This is a genomic window from Candidatus Competibacteraceae bacterium (genome assembly GCA_016713505.1).
GTDB lineage: Bacteria > Pseudomonadota > Gammaproteobacteria > Competibacterales > Competibacteraceae > Competibacter_A.
This window is the reverse complement of the sequence record JADJPA010000001.1, coordinates 2,681,650-2,699,827: the sequence shown is the minus strand read 5'-3', so window position 1 is coordinate 2,699,827 and position 18,178 is coordinate 2,681,650. Positions and strand designations below refer to the sequence as shown.

The following is an 18,178-nucleotide window of genomic DNA, read 5'->3' as shown; positions in this document are numbered from 1 at the left end:
GAACGATGTTTTTCGGCCAAAAAATACATCCCCTCAATTTCGACTATCCCGAACAGCTGAGCGGCGATCCTGAAAAAATTGAGTTGTTGGGCTCCGGTGTTCGGCTGCGGGTCGCTTGCGCGGCCATCTTGGAAGGCTGCCTGCGGTTGCGGTTCGAAAACGCCCAAGCGACCGATCCGGTTCAAGACTCCGACGCCGTGTTAGCGGATTATCGGATCGGCCGCGCCGCGCCGGCCAAGCTGGCGGGCGAGATCGCGATCTTTGAAGCGCCAGACGGCCGGGTCGAATGCAGCGCCAGCCAGCTTCAGGTGACGATGGCGGGCGTCGCGCTAGCGACTGTCGCCAACGGAATCGGCTGTTGCGGTGAGGCGTTGCTGCTGAATTTCGCTTTGACCGGAGCGAGCGGCTGTTACGGGCTCGGCGAGCGCGCCGGCCGTCTCAACAAGTTGGGCGAGACCGCCGATTTCCTGACCGTCGATGTCGTGGCGGTGTTTCGCCACACCTACGCCCGCGACGACTACGATCCGACCTACGTCGCCATTCCCCTGGCGATTCTTAAAGTCGGCGAGCGGTTTTTGGGCCTGTTTTTCGACAATCCCAACCGGGCGATCATGGATGTCGGTAAGACCCGACCGGGTGAATTCTGGTATCAAGCCTTCGGCGGCGTGACCGATCTTTATCTGCTGGCCGGACCGACCCTGGCGGAGGTGACCCGGCGCTATGCGGCGCTGACCGGCCGCGCCCCGTTGCCGCCGCTGTGGGCGCTGGGCTATCACCAATGCCGTTGGGGTTACCAATCCGAGCGGGAGTTTCGCGAACTGGCCGAGCGCTTCGCCGCCGCCGAGGTGCCGGTCAGCGCCTTGTGGTACGACATCGACTACATGGACGACTATCGGCTATTCACCTGGGATCGGACGGATTTTCCCGATCCGGCCGGGTTGAATCGCGACCTGAAAGCGGCGGGGATCCGCGCCGTCACCATCGTCGATCCCGGCGTGAAGCGCGAGCCCGGTTACGCGGTCTACGACGGCGGCCGCGAACAGGCGGTGTTCTGCCAGACCGCCAGCGGGCGCGAGTACGTGGGTAAAGTCTGGCCGGGTGATACGGTGTTTCCTGATTTTACCCTGGAGCAGACGCGCCACTGGTGGTCGCGATGGTTGGCGGATTTTTTGCGCGACAGCGCGGTGGATGGCGCGTGGCTGGACATGAACGACCCTGCCACCGGCTTCAGCCGCGCCGAGGAAATGCGCTTCCAGCACGGCGCGATCCCGCACCAGCGCTATCACAATCAATACGCACATTTCATGGCGATGGCCAGCCGAGCGGCTTGGGAGCGGGTCGATCCCGACGGCCGGCCGTTCTTGCTGACCCGCAGCGCCTGCGCCGGCACCCAGCGTCACACCGCGGTGTGGACCGGCGATAACGCCAGCAACTGGCAACACTTGCGGATGGCCTTGCCGTGTTCGCTCAATTTGGGTCTGTCCGGCGTCGCCTTCAACGGTCCCGATGTGGGCGGTTTCATGGACGATACCAACGCCGAGTTGCTGGTGCGCTGGCATCAAGCGTGCTGTCTGTTCCCGTTTTACCGCAATCACTCCATGCGCGATTCCCGGTTGCAAGAGCCGTGGCAGTTCGGGCCGGCCGCGCTGGCGGCGATTCGCGGCGCCATCCAAACCCGCTACCGGTTGTTGCCGTACCTGTATCAGTGTTTCTTCGCCCATTGGCGGGACGGCGATCCGGTGATCCGGCCGTTGCTGTATCATTACGACAATTCCGAATACGCCCATCTGGACGATCAATATCTGGTGGGTGACGCGCTGCTGGTCGCGCCGGTCTTGAACGGCGAGGGCCGGGGGCCGGAGACGATCCATCATGGCGTCAAATACCAAGAGCGCACGGTGGCGTTGCCGCCGGGTTGGTGGTTCGACCTGAATCACGGCGTTTGGGTGCATGGTGGGCGCGTGTTGCATTATGCCGCCGCGCTGGACGAGCTGCCGCTGTTCGCCCGTGACGGGGCGGTGCTGCCGTACTACGCCGGACCGCTGCATAACAGCGTCATGGATTTGAGTGCGGTCGAATTGCATCTGTTCTGTCGCGAACAAACCGCCCGTTTCGAGTACGCGCTCGACGACCGGGACACGCAGCGTTACCAACGCGGCGCGTGGGGCGGCGCCGAGATCGCCGCTGAAATCCAGGGAGAGCGCTTGAAGGTGCGGATCGCGGAGGCGGGTCATTATCCGCGCGACACGGTGACCTTTACCCCGGTCGTTTACGGCTGGCCGGAATTGGCGGAAATAGAGCTGACTGTCAATGGTAAAATGGTGACCCGCGCGTTGCGAGCCGACCGGCGGCAGTGGTTGTGCCGGGAGTGGGTGGTGCGGCTATGACGCGTCTTGTCGGTGCTGGCGAGGCTGTATCGAATCCTTGACTTAAGCGGCGGGGGCGGAGATACTTTTATTGGCGTAGGCTATTGGATTATCTTCTTTTTTGACCTATTTGTGATGCCTTGAAATTTCCCGCTCGCCCTTCGTTCCGGCAATCCTTGACGGTACCGTATGTAGTGCTGGTGCTTGGAGTGGCCTCGTTGATCGGCTTGCTGTCCTATCGCACGGGCAGTCAAGCGGTGGATACGGTTGCCGACCACTTGCTGCGTGAGACCGTCGGGCGCATCAGCCAGGCGGTGGACCGGCACATCATGGGTTCGGGCGCGGTGCTGGAGGCCGCCTTTCCCGAGGGCATGGCCGCTCCCGAGAACCTCGAAACCCATTTCGACGAGTTGCGCACCCGATTCTGGATTGCCACCTCCTTGCATCTGGACCCGAACAATTACGCCTACTACGGCACGCGGCAAGGCCATTTCTTCGGCTTGTGGCGTCATTCGCAGCAAGACGGCGAACTGCGCATCAAGTTCGACGCCAGCGCTCCGCGCGCGCTGTACCGATTCACCGGTATTAACGGCGCGCTGTCCGAACCGACCTTGGAGACCAAGCTCTACGACCCGCGGGAGAGGCCATGGTACCGGGCGGGCGAAGTCCATCCGTCCTATACGTGGACCTCCATCTACATCGATTTTCGTAACGCCGAGCTAGTAGCCACGAGAGCGCGTCGCGTGCTCGACGCGCAAGGCGCGCTGGCGGGCGTGGTCGCCACCGACGTTTCATTGCGCCAACTCAACGATTTTGTCCGCAAGCTGACCATCAGCAAGAATGCCTTGGCGTTCATCATCGAGCTGGATGGCAACCTCATCGCCTCGTCGCGCACTCCGAACACCAAGCTGCTGGCCGACGGCGCCAGCGTCCGTCTCAATGCCAGCGAGAGCGGTAATGCCTTACAAGTCGCGGCTTTCGAGCGCGTGCGTCAAGCGCTGGCCGCGCCGGCCGCGGCGGCGCCGCGCACGACATTGCACTTTGTGGGCCCGAACGGCGAAGTGATCGAACTCGCCTACGACCGGCTCAGAGATATGTCTGGGCTAGACTGGATCATGGTCGTGGCGGTACCGCGCAGCGATTTCATTCAGGGGGTGACCGAGAATGTGCTTCGGACGGCGATCATCGGCGGGGTGGCGGCCCTGGTGGCGGTCGCGATCGGTCTGACGATCCTGGGCTGGGTCAGTCGCGATCTGAAAAAGCTGGCCGAGGCCGCCCGCGCAGTGGGGAAGGGCCGGATTGATACTCCGTTGCACATCGACCGAGCTGATGAAATCGGCGATCTGGCGGCGAGCTTCCGGCAAATGCAACATTGGCTGCGAACCGATACGTTGACCAAGCTGGTCAATCGCGAAGAAATCCTGCGGACCATTACCGACCGGATTCACCAGCACCGGCGGCGGGCGGACGATACGCCGTTTGCGGTGTTCTTTATCGACTTGAATAACTTCAAGTTCATCAACGACCGTTTGGGCCATGCCGCGGGCGATAGGGTGTTGGTCGAAATTGGCGAGCGCCTGCGCCTGTCGATCCGTTCCGGCGATCTGGTGGCGCGCTATGCGGGGGATGAGTTCGTACTGCTGGCGAACGACATTCATGATGATGGCACCGCGGAGCAAATTCGAGAAAATATCGAAGGGGCCTTAAGGGAGCCATTGACGAGCGTGGATATGAACGGTTTGGCCGGACATGCGCTGGGAGGGGCGGTCGGGCTGGCTCGCTACCCCGCTGACGCCGCCACGGCGGACGGACTCATCAAACATGCCGATGCCGATATGTACTCCCGCAAGCACGCCAGCAAGTTGAAGTCGAGTTTATCGACCTCAATCGGCTCGCCGGAGCGTGGCCGGCGCGAGCTGTGAACGTCTTGCGGACGGCCGAGCAGGATGCGCTGCTGGCCGCTTTGCCGTCCGGCGCTCGATGCATCGCGTTTCCCAACTCCGGTCCCAATACCCATTGGGAGCCACCGCAAGCGGTGGCGGGGGCCATTCGCGCGTTCGTTGCGAATTGAGGCTTGAGCGGTCTCGGGCCTGAGCGCCCGAGCCTTCAGGTTATTGATGATCCCACAGCACATCGGCTTTCGCCGCCGCGGCCGCTTCCAACAACTGAATTAACGGTAACGCGCGCTGCGCTAAATCGATTGGAATTTCTTCCTTCTCCCCGTCCTCTTTTTGAGCGGGCCTTGCCGGTTGTGGTGTCGCCGCTTTATGAGCCGCCACCGCTTTTTTCAAACGATCCAGCGCCCCCGGTACCTCCTCGGCCACGAGGGCGCTCGGCACGGTCCCGCTGTGGCCCATCAGCTTAAGCAACTGGACGGCGATATCGCCAAACATCATGATGTCGGCGTGCGCTTTGGTCTTAAAGGTGACAATCATCACAGCCTCCTCACTGGGTCTCGATCGTTGGAGCGCGCTTCGAACGTACAAAAATTGCTAGGGGCCATTTTATATGGGCGACCGGTTACGACAACTCGAATTTCAGATTGAGATCGCTGCTGAAAGGTTCAAACCATGCTGGAGCTGATTGATAACTTGAACGGTTCGAACGGGCAAGCGTTGGCCGAAGCGCTCGGACTGGCTGAAATCGTCCCCGAGGCGCACGCCGCTTATCGACCGCTGGTGGTGGATGCGATGCTGTTCTTTCTGGAGCGCTTGTCGCCCTCGCGCCTGACCGCCATTACCGCCGAACAACTGGCCTTGCCGCCGAGCACTCACCCGACGCGTCGGCTGGGCCTGTTGTTTCGCCGCTGCCCGACCTTGCACAAGCTGGGACAGATGCTGGCGCGCGACCGGCGCTTGGCCCCCGAATTGCGCGCGAACCTGCAAGAACTCGAATCCCTTGAACCCACCACGCCGCTGGCTGACATCACCGCGCTCATCCAGCGGGAATGGGGGCACGTTGCGGGTCTTGAACTCGGTTCGGCGGCGCTCGCCGAGGCCAGCGTCGCGGTGGTGGTGCCGTTTGCGTGGCGTGGTGAAGGATCGACCGAACCGCGCCAGGGCGTGTTCAAGGTGCTGCGGCCCGGTATCGAGGAGCAACTGCACGAGGAACTGGAAATCTGGTCGGCGCTGGGCGTCTTTCTGGAACAACGCTGCGCCGAACTGGGCCTGCCGGTGCTCGATTATCGCAATACGCTGGATAGCATCCGCAAGCTGCTGGCGCGAGAGGTCCAACTCGACCACGAACAGGTCCATCTGGCGCGGGCGGCGGCGTTTCACGCCGATTCGCCCGGTGTGATCATCCCGCGACTGTTGCCGTTCTGCACGACGCGGATGACCGCCATGGAACGGATCGACGGCTGCAAGGTGACCGATTCCGCTTTGCCGCTCGGCCAACGCCAGCAACTCGCGAAAACCTTGATTGAGGCGTTGGTCGCCAAGCCGTTCTGGCATCCCGCGCCGTCGGCCGCCGTGTTCCACGCCGACCCGCACGCCGGCAATTTATTCGTCACCCGCGACGGCCGGCTGGCGATCCTGGATTGGGCGTTGGTCACCGTGCTGAGCAAAGCCCAATGCGTGGCGGTGGTGCAGGCCGTGGCCGGCGCGCTGACCCAGGATGAGGCGGCCACCGTTCAGGCCATCGAAACGCTGGGGCGCTCGTCCGATCCGGCTGCGTTGCGCGCCGCCGTTGCGACCGGGTTGCGCCAAGTACGGCGGGGAACCTTTCCGGGGTTCGGCTGGCTGATGGGGCTCTTGGACGGGCTGGGAACCGCCGGCGCGATCCAATTCCCCGAAGAACTGACGCTGTTTCGCAAAACCCTGTTGACCCTGGCCGGGGTGACCGATGATGTGTCCGGGCAGGTTTCCGTCGATGAGGTGCTGATTCGCGGCGCGCTCGTTCAATGCTACCGAGAATTGGCGCTGCGCGGGATGGCGCCCTTCGACTCCCGCGAGTTCGGCAGCCATTTGTCCAACGCCGACTGGTTCCGCCTGTGGGCTGGGCTGCCGATGACCGCCATCCGCTATTGGGTCGAAACGTGGCGGGACCTGCTCGAAGTCGGTCATCCGACCGTGGATGGCGGGGGTTGACCGCGCCTCGCCGCTGCGTGCTCCAGCGCGGCCTGAAATTCAGCTGGTCGAAGCGCGCGGGATGAACTGATACAGCCAAGTCTCCGAAAGCGCCTGCTCGCCCAACCGCAAGTAGGCGCGCAAGTCGATGGGTTCGCCGCCCTCCAGTTCGATTTCAAAATCCGCCCGCCAGCGGCGGGTGCCGGTCACTTGAAACGCGCCGGGGCTGCGCAGGGAACCGCGGGTGGCGCTGGCGACCAGTTGGACCGGCTCTTTCGGGTCGAGCCGGTCGAGCGGTCCGCCGGCGAAATCGATGGCGAACCAGATCCTGTGCGCCGGGCGCAAGGGGGCCTTGGGAAGGGCTCGCCAACTGATGCGAGTGGCGACGACCCGGCTGCGGGCCGGCGGGTAAGGCTCGTCGGCCACCCAATGCAGGCGATATTTGAAGGTGCGAGTGTCGCCAGCGCGCACGGGGTCGCGCGGGATCCAACAGGCGACGAGGTTATCATCCGCTTCGTAATCCGTGGGAATTTCAATCAACTGCACCGCACCCGCGCCCCACGGCTCCAGCGGCTCCACCCACAGCGTGGGCCGGCGTTCGTAAAATACCCGGTCGTCTTGATAGTTTTCGAAATTGCGATCCCGCTGGGACAACCCGAAACCCTGAGGATTGTCATCGACAAAAGTGCTGATCTGCACGAAAGGCGGATTGTTGATCGGTCGCCAGATGCGTTCGCCCGCTCCGGTCCACAGCGCCAGTCCGTCGCTGTCGTGCACTTCCGGCCGCCAGTCCCAACTGGGCTGATGGTTGCTTTCGGAGAACCAGTACATGCTGGTCAGCGGCGCGACGCCCAGGCGCTGAATGTCTTTCCGAAAGAACAGCGCCGCTTCGACCTCCATGATGACGCGCTCGTGGCGGATCGCCTGGATGCGATAAGCGCCGGTCAGGCTGGGACCATCGAGCAAAGCATAAATCATGACCGCCTGCGGATCGGCGGTCGGTTCCAGCCAAAACTGACTGAAGCGAGGAAATTCCTCCGGCGTGGGCAAGCCGGTATTGATGGCGACGCCTCGGGCCGAAATGCCGTATTGATCGAGTTCGCCGGCGCTGCGGAAATAGGACGCGCCCAGAAAGGCCAGCCAGTCGCGTTCTTCGGTCTTGGAGTGCATGATCCGAAAACCGGCGAAGCCCAAGTCGTCCGGCAGGTTTGCGGCGAATTCCGCTTCGCCGAAGGCAAACAGCCGAGATGAGTAAAGAAGCTCGCGCGCCGCGCCTTCGCGCACGGCGTGGATTTTGACCGGCGTGGGAAACAGTCGTCCCAAATGAAACAACCGAACCGGATACGGACCATCGCCTTGCCGCCAGAGCGCGGCGTCCGGTCTATATTGAATCTCTTGATGGGCGTCGTAGTCGATTTTTTCGATGGTCTCGGCGTGGCGGGGGACCGGGGCCTGATACGCCTGAGTCGCGAGCTGTTTGGCGTATTCGCGCAGCCTGTCGAAACTGAACGGTTGCGCCGGACCGAGCTGGAGGTCCGCCAGCAGTTTCTGATCGGCCCGAACCTCCGCCCCCAGCAGCATGGAAAGCCACGGGGTCAGGAGGGCGGTACTGAGGAAGGAACGGCGGGTGATCGAGCACTTCATGATGGCAAGGTGGCCCCATTGCAGCGGATGCAGAGCAAAACGGTGCGATGAAGCGATGATAGCTCATGCAGCGCCGTGGTGACAGAGACCTTGACCGTCGCGCTTGGAGCCGCCATGCCCTATGTCGTTACCTCACCCGAGTTGGATCCGGCGGAGCCCGCCGAGCGTGTTCTGTCGGACTGGCGCGATCCTCCAGAGGGGTTTGGATAGCATGTCCCTGTACTCATACAAGAATTTACTGTAGCGGAGTTTGAATGAACGCTTTCCTCCAGCAGATCGCTCTCGCCGCGCCGCTGTTTGTTCTTGTTTTCGTCGGTTATGGGCTGATGCGTTTTTCAGGCTGGCCGAAATCGATGTCGGATGATCTGACGCGCTTTGTCTTTACGGTGGCGCTGCCGGCCATGCTGTTCCGGCTGATGAGCGATTTTTCCAAATTGCCGCCGGTCGATGCCCGGCTGTTGTTGGCCTTTTTCGGCGGCTGTCTGATCGTCTTCGTCATCGGTCGGTTGGTGGCGTGGAAAGTCTTTGGACTGGATGGCGTGAGCCAGTCGGTGTTCGCGCTGGGCGGGGTGTTTTCCAACAATGTGATGCTCGGTCTGCCGCTGGCCAAAGTGGCGCTGGGGGAGACGGCGGTGCCGTCGGTGGCGTTGGTGCTGGTGTTCAACGCGCTGATTCTGTGGACGCTGGTCACGGTGTCGGTCGAATGGGCGCGGCATGGCCATTTTTCGCTGGGCGGTTTCGCGCAAACCACCCGCGCGGTGCTGACCAACCCTATCGTCGCCGCGATTCTGTCCGGCTCGCTGTTCGGCTTCATCGGCTTGCCCCTGCCGGCTTTGATCGAGACGCCGCTGGCGATGCTCGGCCAAGCCGCCGCGCCGCTGGCGTTGGTCGCGCTGGGCATGGGATTGGCGGAATACGGGGTGCGCGACGGCTGGCGGATCAGTCTGGCGATCAGTGCGATCAAGCTGTTGCTGCAACCGCTGGCGGTCTGGCTGCTCGCCCGCGCGCTCGGTTTGCCATCCATGGAAACACAAGTGGTGGTGCTGCTGGCGTCCATTGCGGTGGGGGCTAACGTGTATTTGATGTCGCGCCAGTTTCAAAGTTTGGAAGGCCCGGTGGCCAGCAGTCTGCTGTTGTCCACCGGGCTGGCGGCGCTGACCACGCCGCTGGTGCTTACGCTGCTCCGATTTTGAAATCGTCGCTGGCCCCAGCAAGCCGGTTTGGACGATGCCGGATCAGAAAACCAGCCAGCAACAACCCCATCAGCAGCAAACCGACCCACGTTTCCGGCTCCGGTCCGCCGTGGCCGGTGAACGCGCCGGCGCTGGTGATCGGCGCGGCGGGTTCGCCGTAGGCTTTTTCGGAGACGCCTTTGACCTGCGGCGTCGCCACCGGCAAGGTCGGGGTGTTAGCCGGATCGGGGTTGTAAATCTTTTCCGACACCGCGACGAAGGCGGTCCACGGCGTCACCAGGGCGAAGTTCAAGCCGAGATCGGTGATCCGCTGTTTGAGCGCGTCGGCGTTGGCGGCGTCGCTACCCAGTTGTTGCCTGCCGGTCGTGAGTTGATACTGCAAATCGCCGATGACGGAGCGCGCCCAAACGATCGGCACCGCTTCGCCTTGGGTGCTGCTTTCCGGCAGTTCGATTTTCAAGGGCAAAGTCGCCGGACGGCCGCGCACCAAGCCGCGCACGGTGATTTCATGCGCGCCGGGGCGGTTGTAGCGGCCTTGAATGCGCAACGACTGGCCGGCGAACAAATCCGGGATGCGGTCGGGGCTTTGCTCGCTCGCCTCCATCCCGCCCCAGTCGATCTGAATGTCGGTCAGCACCGGCGATTGCAGGCGTTCGGCCAATTCGCCCGCCACTTTTTCCAAATCCTCGGTCGGGTCCATGAAGCGGGTGAAGCCGCGCCCGACCCGGCCCATTTCGTGCAACAGATAGCGGTTGACCCCGGTGCCGACGCCGAAGGCGTACAGCCGGGCGTCGTTCAAATTAGCCTTGAGCAGCGCCAAAATTTCCGCCTCGTTGCCGATGTAGCCGTCGGTCAAGAAGGTGACGATGCGAATCGCGCCGCTCGGAACCGTCGGAGCCAGGGCTTGACGGATGCCGGCGCTCATCTCGGTGCCGCCTTCACCTTGCAGCGAATCGGTGTAACGCAAGCCGGCTTGAATGTTTTGCGGGGTCGCCGGCAGCGGCTGGCTGGAAAATTCGTTGGCGGAGTCGCTGAAGCGGATGATGCGGAAGCTGTCGGTCGGGCGCAGCTTGCGTAGCGCCGAGCGCATGAAGGCTTTGCTGGCGTCCATCGGCAAGCCGCTCATCGAACCGGAGCAATCCAGCACGAACACCATTTCGCGCGCCGTAACCTCGGCGTCGGCCGGAACTTGCGGCGGTTCCAGCATCAGACTGAAAAAGCCGCCGCGCTGATCCCGATAGGCCAGCAATCCGGCTTGGGTCCGCGCGCCGGCCAAGGTGTAGCGCAACACGAAATCGCGGTTGTCCAAGGTGCGGCCGCTCGCGAGGCGGATTTCGGCTTTGCCGGCTTCCGTGGTTTGCGTGGTGATGGGATGGGTGCGGCTTTCGATGGCCTCAATCGCCATGCCGGCGTTGAGATGAATCGTCAAACCGACTCGTTCCGGGTCGATCTGATCGGGCGCGTTCAGTTCGAACACCGGTGGATAGGCCGGCAACTGCTCGACTTCCCACTGGCCGTAAGCGGCTTTGCTGTCCGCCCTGGTCGCGCCGCCGGACGTGCCGGTCTTCGCGCCCCAATGCTGGATACCGCCGCGCGGCGCGGCCTCGTTCGGCGCGACGCCCGCGCCTTGCGGCTGGTAGCGCGGCCCCACCACCAGCGGCACCACCAACTCATACGCGCCGTCCACGCGCGGCACGGTCTGGGCGTATTTCAGGCTCACCTTGATCGGCAGCCCCGGCATCAGGTTGGCGATGTCCTGGGTGAACATGTTGGGGCGGTGCTGGGTCAGCAGCGCGGCGCTGCGGCCTTCGCTTTGGGCTTTTTTGAAAGTGGCGCGGGCTTCCTCGATCCGTTGAATCTTGGCTTGCACCCGCTCGTCGCCGACTTCCATCACCATCGCGTTGACGGCGGCGGTTTCGTTGAGTGGAAACAGATAGGTCGCGTTGACGGCCTGATTCAAGGGATTGGCGAAAGTCTGGGTCACGGTCACGGTCGCCAGATCGCCTTGCACGTCGGCGTCGATGTCGGTCTTGAGCAGCGGGAAGGTGACTGGCTTGCCGTCCACCTGGGCCTCGATCCGCCCGCCGAGATCGTCGGGGACGACGGCCAGCGCGCCGCTCAGAGGCAGCCAAGCCAGGAGGCCGATGAGGAGTGCTTTAAATTTCTTCATGGGATTTTCCTCGAAAAGTTAGAGTTTCACGGTCAGGGGTTGCGGGGTGCCACGATAGGCGGACGGCGAGAGGTCCAACGCCCGCCATACCGCGACGTCGAAGTTTTCCACCAGGGGTTCCGGCAATTCCCACGGCGCGATCCGCTGGATCATCCGCCAAGTGGTGCCGGGGGCTTGCAGCCAGCGCCAGATCGCCTCGGCGACGTGGGGTGTCCATTCCCCGCGTTCCGAAACGAAGCTGACGGTGATCCGCCAATCGCGGCCTTGCGGGTCGGTGCTGCGGTACACCGCGCTGGGGGTGATTCCGCCGGTTTGGCCGAGATAGCGCACCGTGTGGCCGCTGCCGGCCAGACATTCCTCCGGCGAGTGCAGGTGGCGCAGCGGGGCGGAGGTGCTCACCACCAAGAGGCCGAACGGGCCGTAAGCCGCCCGCGCCGCGCCGCCGCCGTAGCGGGTGAAGTAGCTTTGTTCCCGGTCGGTCAGCGCGCCGGGCAGGGCCGCGAAGATGTCGATCCGGTCGGGCAGTCGCGGCGCGGCCTGCGGGCGGGCGACATCCAAGGGTTGCGGCGGCACGCTGACGATGCCGGCGCAGGCGATCAGGAAAGCCACGCCCGCGAGCGGGCGGACCCTCAACAGGGCCGGCGCGGCAACGGTCGCGGACGCGGCGGACGGCTGAGGGAGGACGGCGCGTCGGCTCCAGTGCGCCCACCACCCCAACGGCAAGGCCGACAAGGCCAAGGTGAGCAGGCCGAGGCCGCTGTGCCAGGGTTCGGCGAAGACATCCAAGCCGCCCAGGGCGTCGCGGTGAACCAAGCCCACCGCGAGGGCGACGATGCGCAGGCTGTTGCCGAGCGCCGCCGACGCCAGTGCGATCAGCGCGCCCCAAACCGCCTGACGCGGCGTCGGTCGCACCCGCGCGGCGAGCGCCGCGAACAACAGCAGCAACAGCAGCAAGCCGCGCGTGCCGGAGCAAGGCAGATCGACCAGCACGACGTGTTCGTGCCATTGGATTTGCAATCCGTCGCAATGAACCGGCGCGTTTCCCAATTTGAGCGCGCCGCACGCGCCGGCGGCGGACGCCTGTTGCAAGGCGAAACCGAAGCCGCGTTGCAAGATGCGCTCGACCGGCAAGGCGAAGGCGAACAGCACCGCCAGCCAGCCGGGCGACAGCGGGCGGGCGCGGCGGCGCAGCCCCAGCAATAGACCGATGGCGCAAACATCCACCGCCAGCGCCGCCGCGCCGACGGTGTTGACGCCCGACCATTGGCCGAGCAAGCGCAACAAGGCGGTCAGCCCCAGCAAACCGACGCCGTTCATGCGCTGGCGGGCGTCGATCCCTTGTAAGGGGCTGGTCGCGCTCCACAGCAGCAAACCGCCGGCCAGCGCCGCCACCCACAAGCCCTGGGAATCGTAGGCGGGATCGAACCAAGTCTGAACCAGCCACAACAGCGGGTGCGCGGCTAGCAGTATGAGTCCCCCGATCAGGGCGGCGGGACCGAGGAGTGGAAGCAGGGGTTGGCGCATGGCGAGTCTCCGTTGGATCGCCAGCGCAGTATGGAAAGCGGAGGTGCGCGCCTGATGGCGCGCTGGTGCAAAAGCGAGGAAGAATCGTGCAAAACCGGTGCAAGCGGTTCCGCCGCTCCCGCAACGGCGCTAAGCTGTTGCCCCGCTGGTATCTGCTGCGTTTAAGCTGACGGACTCATGCCCACCATCCTGGTTGTCGACGACGATCCGCACATCCGCGACGTGATCTGTTTCGCCTTGAAAAAAGACGGCTTCACGACCGTGGAAGCCGAGGACGGCGAACAGGCCCTCAAGCGGTTTCAGGAAACCCGGCCCGATTTAGTTGTGCTGGATATCGTGATGCCGGAGCTGGACGGCACTGAAGTCTGTAAAGCGCTGCGTCGGACCAGCGCCGTTCCCATCATTTTTCTGTCCTCGCGCGACGATGAGGTGGATCGCATTTTGGGCTTGGAACTGGGCGGCGACGATTACGTGACCAAGCCGTTTAGCCCGCGCGAGCTAGTAGCCAGAGCAAAAGCGATCCTGCGGCGCGGCAAGGAAGAACGGCGCGATCCTGCGGCTTCGAGCGGACGCTGGCTCGAACACGGGCGGCTGCGGTTGGACGCGGATCGCTACGCCGCCTTTTGGCAAGGGCAGGAGGTGGTGCTGACCCTGACCGAATTCAGCATCTTGCGTACCTTACTCGCGCATCCCGGCAAGGTGTTCAACCGCGATCAACTGATGGATGGGGGCTATCAGGATTATCGGGTGGTCAGCGACCGCACCATCGACAGCCACGTCCGCCGGGTCCGCGCCAAATTCAAGTCCCTCGGCGCGGACCCCATCGAAACCTTGCACGGGATCGGCTACCGGCTGGGGCCGTGCTAGATGGCGGCGTCCCGGCCCCGGCTCAAGCTGCATCACCTGTTGCTGGCGGTCAATCTGACCGCGCTGTGGCTGCCGCTGTTGGGTTTGGAGGCGCTGCGGCTGTACGACAGCGCCCTGGTCCGGCAAACCGAATCGGAATTGATCGCGCAAGCCGCTTTCGTCGCCGCCAGCTACCGCGCCGCGCTGGAGCGGCTGGCTCCCCAAACGGCGGCCGATCCTGAATATGGGTTGCCGCTCGCGCCGCCCTGGCTCCAGTTTCACACCCGCGAAGCGCGCTGGCGGCCCCGTCCGGCGCGTTTGGATTTAGCGCAGGACACCGTGCATCCGCCGCCGCCGGAAACGGTCGAGGCGTTCGCGTCGCCCGATCCTCACGCCCAAGCGGTCGGTCAGGAGTTGCAAGCCTTGCTGGTGGACGCCCAAGTGATGACCTTGGCGGGCATCGCCGTCACCGACACGCGGGGGACGGTAGTCGCCACCACCGGCCCCAGTCTGGGCCGCTCCCTGACGGGGTTTGACGAAGTGCGCCGAGCCTTGAACGGCGAGCCGCTCAGCCTGCTGCGCGAGCGCCTGCCCGACGCCGCGCCGCCGGCCATCGACTCCATCAGCCGCGGAACGTTGTTACGGGTGTTCGTCGCCGCGCCGATCCTCCACGACCGGCGGGTGGTGGCGGCGGTGCTGTTGTGGCGCACGCCCGCTTCGCTGTCCCAGGTGCTGCACGGCAAGCGCTATCACCTGCTGGCGGCGGCGGGTTTGTTGCTGGCGACCGTGATCGCGATGTCGGTGCTGACCTCGTTCGCGGTGGTGCGGCCGCTGCGGCGGCTGGTCCGGCAAGCGCGGCGCGCCACCGCCGGCGAAAAGGGCGCGATGACGGCGCTGGCTCGGCCAATCACCCGCGAAATCGCCGATTTATCGCAAGCCGTGGTGACGATGGCGGGCCATCTGGAACAGCGCGCCGATTACATCCGCACCTTCGCCGCTCACGTTTCCCACGAGTTCAAGACGCCGCTGACCGGCATCCGCGGCGCGGTGGAGCTGCTGCGCGACCATCTCGACACCATGACCGCCACCGAGCGCGAGCGCTTTCTGGACAATCTCGATCAGGACGCGCTGCGCTTGGAGCGCTTGGTGCGGCGGCTGTTGGAATTGGCCCGCGCCGACGTGATGCAGGCCGCGCCCGCCGACCGCGCTGAAATCGCCGCCGCGATCGGCCGTCTCGTCGCCCGCTATCGCGAGGCGGGTTCAAAGGTCGAAGTCGTCGAACCGCTGCCGGCGTCGAGCGTGGCGATGGCCGAGGAGGTGCTGGATTCGCTGTTGAGCAATCTGCTCGACAACGCCCGCCAGCACGGCGGCGAGGCAGTGACCGTGACCGTGGCGTGCTCGGACTTCAAAACCGAGACGGGCGACGGTCGTTTGCGGCTTGAGGTCGCGGATGATGGTTCGGGCATTTCCACCGCCAACGCGGCGCGGGTGTTCGAGCCGTTTTTCACCACCGCCCGCGCCCGAGGCGGCACCGGCTTGGGTTTGGCGGTGGTCAAATCCCTGCTGGCGGCTCACAATGGGTCCATCGAACTCGCGCCCTGCACGGCGGGCACGCGGTGGTTGATTGAATTGCCGCGCGCGATTTAGGACCCCGCACTCATCAGGTTTCAGAGCCGAATCATTTTCGATTTGCTGGAGGAACCCATGAATCGTCGAACGAGATCGCTCATCGAAGCTTCGGTTTTTGGTTCCGCTCTAGGGTTTGCCCTGCCGGCGCTGGCGGCGGGCGGCGCGCCTGGAGCGCAACAATCCCAGAGTAACGCCACTTGGACCTATGCTGGAAAAACGGGAATCGGCACGTCCTACGAGCGTTACGTCAACCGACAGTACCAAGATAACGGGCCGACCGGACCTATTTCAAAAGTCTGGTTTTCCATCGCGCAGGGCATCATTACCGAGACCGCTTACGGGCGGATCGATGAGGCGCAAATTAAGGATTTGCAGTTTCTGGTCGCGGGAAACGGCTTTTTCGATGAGGAGAAAAAGGCCACCGATCATAAAGTTGAATACTTATATACCGATTCCAGCGGCCGACCCAAATCGCTCGCTTACAAGATCGTCAACACGGCCAATAACGGCAAATACGTTATCGAAAAGAGCGTCTTCACCGACCCGGACCGACAAACCCTGTTCGTGCGCGTGAAGTTCACCGCCAAGGAGAACAACGTCACACCCTATATTTTGATCGATCCGCACATCGGCAATTCCGGTCGTTACGATGTGGCCTATGTCGGCCGGGACGCTCGCGGCGAGGGTTATCTGAACGCCCGCCAACATCAAGACAAGTTTCTCAGCCTGCGCGCCACGGCTCAGTTCGTGAAGATGTCGGCCGGTTTTGAGGGCACATCCGACGGCTGGACCGATCTGCGCGATAACGGCGTCATGGACTGGGATTACGACTGGGCCGATGACGGCGGCGGCAACGTGGTCATGATGGCGAAACTGGAAACCCTCAACGCCAACCAGTCCAAGATCTTCGATATCGCCGTCGGCTATGGGTCTTCGCACGACGCCGCCATGAGCCAAGCCGACGGCTCGCTTCAGGAAGGCTACGATTCGCTGCTGAAGAAATACAACGGGGAAGGAGCCGCCATCGGCTGGGAGGACTATCTGAACAGCTTGCCCAATTTGTCGGCCATGACCGGGGCGACGGCCGACGGCGGCAAGCTGCTGTACGCCAGCGCGATGGTGCTCAAGGCGATGGAGGACAAACAAAATCCGGGAGCGCTGATCGCGTCCTTGTCGATCCCCTGGGGCGAAACCCGGCCGGCCAATGAATTCGAGACGGGCTACCGGGCGGTTTGGCCGCGCGATTTCTATCAATGCGCGATGGCTTTGCTGGCTTTGGGCGATCGGGAAACGCCGCGGGTCGCCTTCGAGTACCTGCCCCAAGTTCAGGTGCGAACCCCTGCGATCACCCGCGCCGGACTCAAGATCGAAAGCAGCCGCCCCGGCTGGTTTCTGCAAAAAACCCATGTCGACGGCAGCCTGGAGTGGGTCCATCTCCAGATGGACCAGACCGCGATGCCGGTCATGCTGGGCTGGAAACTGTGGAAGAACGGCGTGCTTTCCGACAGCGAAATCAACGGCAAGTATTGGTCGATGATCAAGCCGGCGGCCGAGTTTATGTCCAACGGCGGTCAGATCAAGCTGACTTTCCAAGACGGCAACACCAATGACTATGCGGTGACGCCTCCCTGGACTCGGATGGAACGCTGGGAGGAGCAAGCCGGTTATTCGCCCTCGACCGAAGCGGCGATCATCACCGGACTGCTGGCCGCCGCCGACATCGCGCGCCACGCGGGCGATCCCGGAGCCGCCGCCTGGTACGAACAAAAAGCCGATCAAATCAAGAGCAAGCTCGCCAATACGCTATTTACCACCAGCGGCGTTTTTAATAGCGGCCCGGACAACGGCCGGTATTATCTGCGCATCACCAAGAATGAAAATCCGAACGACGGCGATTCCATCGACGGCAGTAATGGCAAACCGGCGCTCAGCGAAAAGGAAGTGCTGGACGCGGGCTTTCTCGAACTGGTTCGTTACGGCGTGCTGCCGGCGAACGATCCCCAGATCATCGATTCCCTGGACGAGTTGGACGACACGAGCCTGCCTGAGAATCTGCGAGTCAAATATCTGTTCACCTTTAGCGGACGGTCCGATTATCCGGGCTGGCGGCGCTACGGCAACGACGGCTACGGCGAACGCACGGATAACGGCGGCAATTATGAAGGCGGAAACACCGCGCAGCGCGGCCGGGTGTGGCCGATCTTTACCGGCGAGCGCGGCCATTTCGAGTTGGAGCGCGTCAAGGCGGCGAACGGCGGCCAAATTACGGTTCAGCAAATCAATGATTTGAAAATGGTCTATGCCGGCGCCATGGAACAGTTCGCCAACGAGGGATTGATGTTGCCGGAGCAGGTTTTCGATGGGGTCGGCGACAATTCGACGCACCATTTCGCAATCGGCGAAGGCACCGACAGCGCGACCCCGCTGGCGTGGTCGCACGCCGAATACATCAAACTGGTGAAGTCGCTGGCCGACCGCGCCATCTGGGATTCTTATTCAGTCGCGCGCAGGCCCTGAGCAAGGTTTTCTCAGTCGGTCGGTCAGGCCACAGTCAGGAGGGTTGCCCGCGCGCTCGCCAATTTCCCTCGCCCTGTGGTTTTGTTGGCTAGACTTTTAACACTCGATTATCCTTATACGGTCATTTTTTTAATGAGGATAAAGACTTAGTAAAATTCTAAGACAATGATCGACGAGCTTTAAAAGCGTCCGTGACCGAATAACAAAACGACAGCGCGAGGA

At 63.2% G+C, this 18,178-nt stretch carries 12 protein-coding genes; 8 read left to right on the top strand and 4 right to left on the bottom strand.

What is annotated here, in order from left to right:
* The first annotated feature begins 5 nt into the window (after positions 1-5).
* From IPK09_12325 to IPK09_12315, 3 genes are all read left to right on the top strand, one after another.
* On the top strand, positions 6-2,387 hold the full coding sequence (locus IPK09_12325) for an alpha-glucosidase (GenBank protein MBK7984398.1): 2,382 nt from the start codon (positions 6-8) through the stop codon (positions 2,385-2,387).
* A 119-nt stretch (positions 2,388-2,506) separates the two neighbouring features.
* Positions 2,507-4,288, top strand: a complete 1,782-nt coding sequence (locus IPK09_12320) for a diguanylate cyclase (GenBank protein ID MBK7984397.1) — start codon at positions 2,507-2,509, stop codon at positions 4,286-4,288.
* Complete coding sequence (locus tag IPK09_12315) at positions 4,285-4,437, top strand: hypothetical protein (GenBank protein MBK7984396.1); 153 nt, start codon at positions 4,285-4,287, stop codon at positions 4,435-4,437. The genes IPK09_12320 and IPK09_12315 overlap by 4 nt, the downstream gene beginning before the upstream one ends.
* A 40-nt stretch (positions 4,438-4,477) precedes the next feature.
* Here IPK09_12315 and IPK09_12310 read toward each other — a convergent pair whose 3' ends face one another.
* Positions 4,478-4,801, bottom strand: a complete 324-nt coding sequence (locus tag IPK09_12310) for a DUF1840 domain-containing protein (GenBank protein MBK7984395.1) — start codon at positions 4,799-4,801, stop codon at positions 4,478-4,480.
* Between the two features lie 135 nt (positions 4,802-4,936).
* On the opposite strand from IPK09_12310, the gene IPK09_12305 reads away from it, so the two are divergent.
* Positions 4,937-6,454, top strand: coding sequence for a hypothetical protein (locus IPK09_12305; GenBank protein ID MBK7984394.1), 1,518 nt, complete (start codon positions 4,937-4,939; stop codon positions 6,452-6,454).
* 39 nt (positions 6,455-6,493) lie between these two features.
* Here the strand turns inward: IPK09_12305 and IPK09_12300 are convergent, their stop codons facing one another.
* Positions 6,494-8,077, bottom strand: a complete 1,584-nt coding sequence (locus IPK09_12300; protein ID MBK7984393.1) for a glucan biosynthesis protein — start codon at positions 8,075-8,077, stop codon at positions 6,494-6,496.
* Positions 8,078-8,331: 254 nt separating this feature from the next.
* Between IPK09_12300 and IPK09_12295 the strand changes: the two genes are divergently transcribed.
* Positions 8,332-9,270: an AEC family transporter gene (locus IPK09_12295; protein MBK7984392.1), complete on the top strand. Its 939-nt coding sequence runs from the start codon at positions 8,332-8,334 to the stop codon at positions 9,268-9,270.
* Here the strand turns inward: IPK09_12295 and IPK09_12290 are convergent.
* Both IPK09_12290 and xrtT read right to left on the bottom strand, forming a co-directional pair.
* A complete protein-coding gene (locus IPK09_12290; protein ID MBK7984391.1) occupies positions 9,251-11,440 on the bottom strand; it encodes a VWA domain-containing protein in 2,190 nt (729 codons plus the stop codon). The two genes, IPK09_12295 and IPK09_12290, sit on opposite strands and share 20 nt — an antisense overlap.
* An 18-nt stretch (positions 11,441-11,458) precedes the next feature.
* Entirely contained in the window at positions 11,459-12,964 is a 1,506-nt protein-coding gene (xrtT, locus tag IPK09_12285) for an exosortase T (protein ID MBK7984390.1), read from the bottom strand.
* Positions 12,965-13,141: 177 nt separating this feature from the next.
* On the opposite strand from xrtT, the gene IPK09_12280 reads away from it, so the two are divergent.
* From IPK09_12280 to IPK09_12270, 3 genes are read left to right on the top strand one after another with little or no spacing between them, the layout of a single operon-like run.
* Positions 13,142-13,831: a response regulator gene (locus tag IPK09_12280; protein ID MBK7984389.1), complete on the top strand. Its 690-nt coding sequence runs from the start codon at positions 13,142-13,144 to the stop codon at positions 13,829-13,831.
* The gene (locus tag IPK09_12275) at positions 13,832-15,457 is read left to right on the top strand and encodes a histidine kinase (protein ID MBK7984388.1); all 1,626 of its coding nucleotides are present in this window, start codon (positions 13,832-13,834) and stop codon (positions 15,455-15,457) included.
* Between the two features lie 57 nt (positions 15,458-15,514).
* The gene (locus IPK09_12270; GenBank protein ID MBK7984387.1) at positions 15,515-17,956 is read left to right on the top strand and encodes a glucan 1,4-alpha-glucosidase; all 2,442 of its coding nucleotides are present in this window, start codon (positions 15,515-15,517) and stop codon (positions 17,954-17,956) included.
* Positions 17,957-18,178 lie beyond the last annotated feature (222 nt).